Source organism: Corallococcus exercitus (genome assembly GCF_003611585.1).
GTDB lineage: Bacteria > Myxococcota > Myxococcia > Myxococcales > Myxococcaceae > Corallococcus > Corallococcus exercitus.
Window position 1 is genome coordinate 1 of sequence record NZ_RAVW01000552.1, and the last position, 5,356, is coordinate 5,356.

Annotated in this window: 3 protein-coding genes; 1 reads left to right on the plus strand and 2 read right to left on the minus strand. The window is 71.5% G+C overall.

Annotated elements, in window-relative coordinates:
- Positions 1–504 (plus strand): phosphate/phosphite/phosphonate ABC transporter substrate-binding protein (locus D7W79_RS38310; protein ID WP_147442269.1); only part of this gene is annotated, 504 nt, incomplete at its 5' end.
- A 70-nt stretch (positions 505–574) separates the two neighbouring features.
- Here D7W79_RS38310 and D7W79_RS45955 read toward each other — a convergent pair.
- Together D7W79_RS45955 and D7W79_RS38320 are read right to left on the minus strand one after the other, a co-directional pair.
- A complete protein-coding gene (locus D7W79_RS45955) occupies positions 575–2,248 on the minus strand; it encodes a serine/threonine protein kinase (RefSeq protein WP_276375562.1) in 1,674 nt (557 codons plus the stop codon).
- A 138-nt stretch (positions 2,249–2,386) separates the two neighbouring features.
- Positions 2,387–5,353, minus strand: coding sequence for a choice-of-anchor D domain-containing protein (locus D7W79_RS38320; RefSeq protein ID WP_439099272.1), 2,967 nt, complete (start codon positions 5,351–5,353; stop codon positions 2,387–2,389).
- Between the last annotated feature and the right edge of the window lie 3 nt (positions 5,354–5,356).

The following is a 5,356-nucleotide window of genomic DNA, read 5'->3' on the forward strand; positions in this document are numbered from 1 at the left end:
GGGCTGACGCTGGAGAAGCTGAAGGGCTCCACGGCGGCGTGGGTGGACCGCGATTCGGTGGCGGGCTACCTCCTGCCCAGCGCGTACCTCAAGACGCAGGGGCTGGAGCCGTCGCGGGCGTTCGTGGCGCAGCAGTTCACGGGCTCGTACCAGGGCGCGCTGGAGGCGGTGCTGGAGGGCCGCGCGCAGGTGACGAGCGTCTTCTGTCCGCCCGCTTCCACGGGGCTCACGTTCACCACGGGCGTGGAGGACGTGCTGGGGCGGGGGATGGGCGCGAAGTTCGAGCTGTTGGCGTACACGGACGAGGCCCCCAATGACGGTGTGCCGGTGGCGATGGGGCTGCCCGCGCCGCTGGTGACGGCGCTGGAGGCGGCGCTGCTGGGGCTGACGGCCACGCCGGACGGGCAGTCGCTCCTGCGCGACATCTTCAACGCGGAGCGGTTCGAAGTGGCGCCGCGCATGGGCTACCGCGCGCTGTACCGCGTGGCCCTGGCCAGCCTGTAGCCGCGCGGCCTTTCCGGGCGTGAGGCCCTGCCCGCACGTCGTGGGCGGCCTGTCGCGACGGAGCAGCGGCCTACTTGTCGGAGTCGGGGCCGCCGCCGCGCGCGGGGCGCCGGGCGGAGGAGACGGAGCCCTCGGTGGGACGAGGCGTCTTCGCGGGCACCTTGCCACCGACGGAGTCCTCCGGTGCACGCACGGCCTTCGCGGCCGAACGGCTGCCGGTCGTGTCCCCGGGGGCCTTCACGGCCTTCGCGGCGGGACGGCTGTCGGCGTCCTCCGGTCCGCGCGCGGTCTTGCCCGCGGCACGGCCTCCGGTGGAACCCTCCGGCGCGCGCGACGGCTTCGCGGCGTCCTCGCGCACGGCGCCGAACTTCGCGGTGGACGACCGTCCTGCCTCCGCGTCGGCGCGAACGGCTTCGTGCTTCGCGGTGGACGAACGAGCGGCCTCCGCGCGCACGGCGTCGTGCTTCGCGGTGGAGCGGCCCGCGTCCTCATCGCTCAGGGGCCGGGTGTCCGCGAGGCTCACGCCGGTGTTCTCCCGCGTCCTCACGGGCCGGGCGTCCGGGCGGCTCAGGCCGGAGTTCTCCTTCGTGCGCGACGGATTCCCCACGCCGGAGTTCTCCGGTGACGCGGCGGCCTTCGTCGACGACTGGCTCACTGACGGCTCCGGTGCACGGGGCGGCGTCTTCGCCGGGGCCTGCTGCGCCTTGCCCGCGGACGGCGTCGTCCCGGCGGCCGGTGCCTTCGCGGAGGCGGCACTGCCCGGCCGGGCCATCAGGCGCGGGTCGAAGTAGATCATCGTCGGCTCGGCCGCGAAGCGCTCCTCCTCCAGTTCGTCCGCGTAGACGTCCCGCATGAACGCCGCCAGGTGCGCGCTGGTGCCGGCCAGCTTCTCCTGCTGGAGGAACTCCTCCAGCGCCAGCTGCAGCTCGCCCGCCGTGGCGAACCGGTCGTCGCGCTTGCGCGCCAGCGCCTTGAAGACAATCGGATCCAACGACTTCGGAATCCCGGGCACCGCCTCCGAGGGGGGGACGATCTTGTGCCCCACGACGGCCTTGAGCGTGGCCATCTCCGTCTCGCGCTTGAACAGGCGCCCGTTGGTCAGCAGCTCGTAGAACACCGTCCCCAGCCCGAACACGTCCGAGCGCGCATCCAGCGGCTCGCCCCGCGCCTGCTCCGGGGACATGTACGCGTGCTTGCCCTTGATGGTGCCCACCACCGTCTGCGACAGCTTCCCCTGCGCCTTCGCCACCCCGAAGTCGATGAGCTTCACGCCGCCGTTGAAGCCCACCAGCACGTTCTGCGGCGACACGTCCCGGTGGATGAGCGACAGCTTCCGGCCGGACGGACTGCGCGCGTTGTGCGCCGCGTCCAGCCCCGCCGCCGCCTCCGCGATGATCCGGCACCGCAAGCCCAGCGGAAAGCCGCCCGGGTGCGCCGACGCGCGCGGCACCAGCGAGCCCAACGGCTCGCCGTGCACGTACTCCATCGCGATGTAGTACTGCCCGTCCACGTCCCCCATCTCGTAGATCTGCGCGATGTTGGGGTGGTTGAGCAGCGCCGCGATGCGCGCCTCGTCCAGGAACATCTGGAGGAACTCGTCGTCCTCCGACAGGTGGGGCAACAGCCGCTTCACCACCAGCAGCTTCTGGAAGCCCACCGGGCCCTTCTGCCGGGCAAGGTAGACGGCCCCCATGCCGCCGGTGGCCAGCTTGCGCAGCAATTCATAGCGGCCGAACGTTTCCACTCCGGCAGTGACGATAGCCGCGTCAGCGCGGATCTCAAAAGCCCGAGCACCCCCAAAAACGCGAACCGGGCCGGCCCCCCTGGAGGGACCGACCCGGCCGCGCTGCGTCACGACTCCGTACCGGCTCCGCGACCCCGGCTACGGCGTGGGGGCGCAGACGCTGCGGTAGCGGATCTCCACGGACTGGCCCGGGGTGGGCACCGAGCCCTGGGCGAAGATGACCGCGTTGCGGCCCGCGTCGTAGGTCCACTGGTCCGCACGCAGGGTGCGGCCGTTCACGCGCACGCTCATCTCCTGCGTGCCGTCCGGCGTCGCGGTGAGCGTGAAGTCCGCCTGCGGCTCACCGGCCTGCTGGATGATGGGGTCCAGGAACCCGCGGTAGTCGCCCTCGCAGATGGAGCCCACCGTGCCGCCCGTGCCCCTGGCGACCGCGGCGAAGCGGTCCGCGCTGCTGCTCGCGGTGGAGCAGGCGCCGTTGGGGATGAGCGCGTGCAGGTTGCTGCGCTGGGACATGCCCGTGCCCTTCAGCGTCTGGAGGAACTGGATGTAGCTGTCGGGCGTGAAGCCGGAGTGGTCGTCCTCGTCCGCCAGCACCACCACCGCCATGCGGGCCGCGGCGCGGGTGAAGCCCAGGTTGCCGTCGTTGGGCTGCGGGGTGCGGACGTCGTCGGCCTGCTCGGACAGCGGGGCGGACAGGGCCTGACGCGTCGTCTCCAGGCCCTGCACCAGGTTGTGGCAGAGGCCCACGCCCAGGTTGGCCTGGATGGTGGCCGCCGCGTTGGCGCTGTTGCCGGACACCACGCGGGCGCGGCTGCCGTCCACCGGGAAGAGCCGGCCGGCCTCACCGCCGTTGGCGCCGCCGCCGCACAGCCCCTGGCGCTGCACCAGGCCCGTGCTGGTGACGCCCACGCGCACGTCCACGTTCAGCTCCTTGGCGCGCTGCAGCCAGCCGGGAATCGCGTTGCGCAGGCGCTGCTGGTAGGTCTCCATGGTGGTGGTGTTGGAGACCACGAAGAGCACGTCCAGCTGGCTGTCGGTGCCCTGCGTGAAGCGGTCCACCTGGATGCCCTCGTGGTTGGTCTCCGCGAGCAGCGGGACCAGGAAGCGGTTGGGCTCCGTGTCGGCCTGGAAGTACAGCGGGCTGTAGTGCTGGCCCAGCACGTTGCGGGCGTAGTCCACCTCCATCTCGAAGCCCTCGCCGGGCTGGAGCGTGATGGGCGCCGTCACCGGCGTGAGCAGCGAGAACTGCTTCGACGTGCCGTTGCCGATGGTGGCATCCGCCACGGTGAGCGGCTCGCTGCACCGGTTGGACAGGAACGTCTTGCGCGGCTTCGCCGGGCAGTCGTAGCGGATGGGCCCGAAGTCCACGAAGGACGGCGTGGCCACGAGGCAGGACGGGTTGGACACCGCGTGGATGGGCAGCGTCACCGTGGGGTAGGCCGGGTTGTTGACGGTGAGCATCAGCTCGCCGTTGAACTCGCCGCCCGTGGTGGGCGCCTTGAAGGCAATCATGGAGCTGAAGGCCGTGTCGTAGAGCACCACGCCGCCCGTGATGGGACCGCCGGGCATGGAGAACACGCCGCCGCCGTCATTGGACAGGTGCACGTCCTTGATGGCGCACTCGGCCCGGCCCGGGTTGCGGAAGTAGAAGCCCAGCACCGCGCCGCGGCCCGGCACCACGTTGGCGAACTCCAGCTTCGGCTGCGGCAGCAGCTCGTAGACGCAGGGGCCGGAGGCGCGGGCACGGCCCGTCAGGGTGATGGCGCGCTCGGGCGTGAAGAGGTCGTTGGATTGCACGTAGAGCGTCGCGCTGAAGGTGCCCTCGTTCTTGGGCTCGAAGTAGACCTTCAGCTCCAGCGCGTCGTCGCCCGGCTGGATCTGCAGGCCGTTGGCCTCCAGCGCGGGCCAGGTGCCGCCCTTCCAGGTGTAGTTCTGCGTGCCGCGCGTGGGCGTGCCCACGTCGAACTGGACCGCGGCGCCGTCGGCGCGCACGCCGGTGAAGGTGAGGGGGCCGTTGCTGCCCGCGTTGGTGATGCGGATGACCTGCTCCAGCTTGCCGCCCACCGGCAGCTCGCCGAAGTCCAGCGCCACCGGGGCCACGGCCAGCGTGGGCCGGCCACCGCGCGCATCCAGCATCACGCGCGCCTCACGCGCCTTGTCGGACGCGTACGCCACCGTGAGGTTGCCCACGTTGGGGCCGGAGAAGCGCGCGGCGAACTCCATGCGCATCTCCACCACCTCGCCCGGCTGCACCGTGGCGCCCTCCGGTTTGCTCAGCGGAGAGAAGGCCCGGTCGCTGGTGGCCAGCGCGGAGATGGTCACCGGGCGCCAGGTGATGTTGCGAGCGCGGGTGAAGGATTCGGTGCGCTCGTGCACCGGGATCTCGTCGAAGGGCACGGGCGCCGGGTCGAACACGAAGGCGCTCACCACGGAGTTGCCCTTGAGGTCCACGACGGACGGGGTGCACGTCTCGCAGGAGACGACCTCCAGCCGCGCGCCCATCTGCCCCAGCGAGCGGGGCAGGTACTTCGTCTTCACCACCTGCGTGCTGAGGGGCGGCACCGTGATGGTGTCCGGCGTGAACGGATCCGCCTGGTCGCCCGCGACCTTCAGGGTCAGCGGCAGGTCCACCGGGTTGGTGACGGTGACCTCCAGCGTGCGGTCGCTGTCCACCTCCAGCGTCTCGTAGTCCAGCACCGGCGGGTTCACGCCGATGCGCGTGGGCGTGCCCAGGCCCTGCACGGGCAGCTGCTGAAGGGCGCCCACGTTGGCGTCCGTCGTCACGCGCAAGGTCTCCTCCACGGGCCCCTCCTTGAGGGGGTGGAAGCGCACCTTGACGACGTGCGACTCGCCCGGCGGCACGCGGCCGCCACCGTCCGTCAGCTCCACCTGGTACGACGGGTTGTTGCCAATCCCCAGCGCCTCCAGCGCGGAGAACGGCACGTAGCCGACGTTGCGGATGCGCACTTCCTTCTCACGCCACTCGCCCACCGGCACCTCGCCGAAGTCGAGCGCGTCCACGTCCAGCACCGCCGTGGCCTTCACCCCGCGCGTCTGGTCCTCCTCGTGACACGCCATCGTCCCCGCCACCAACGACGCCAGCAGGAC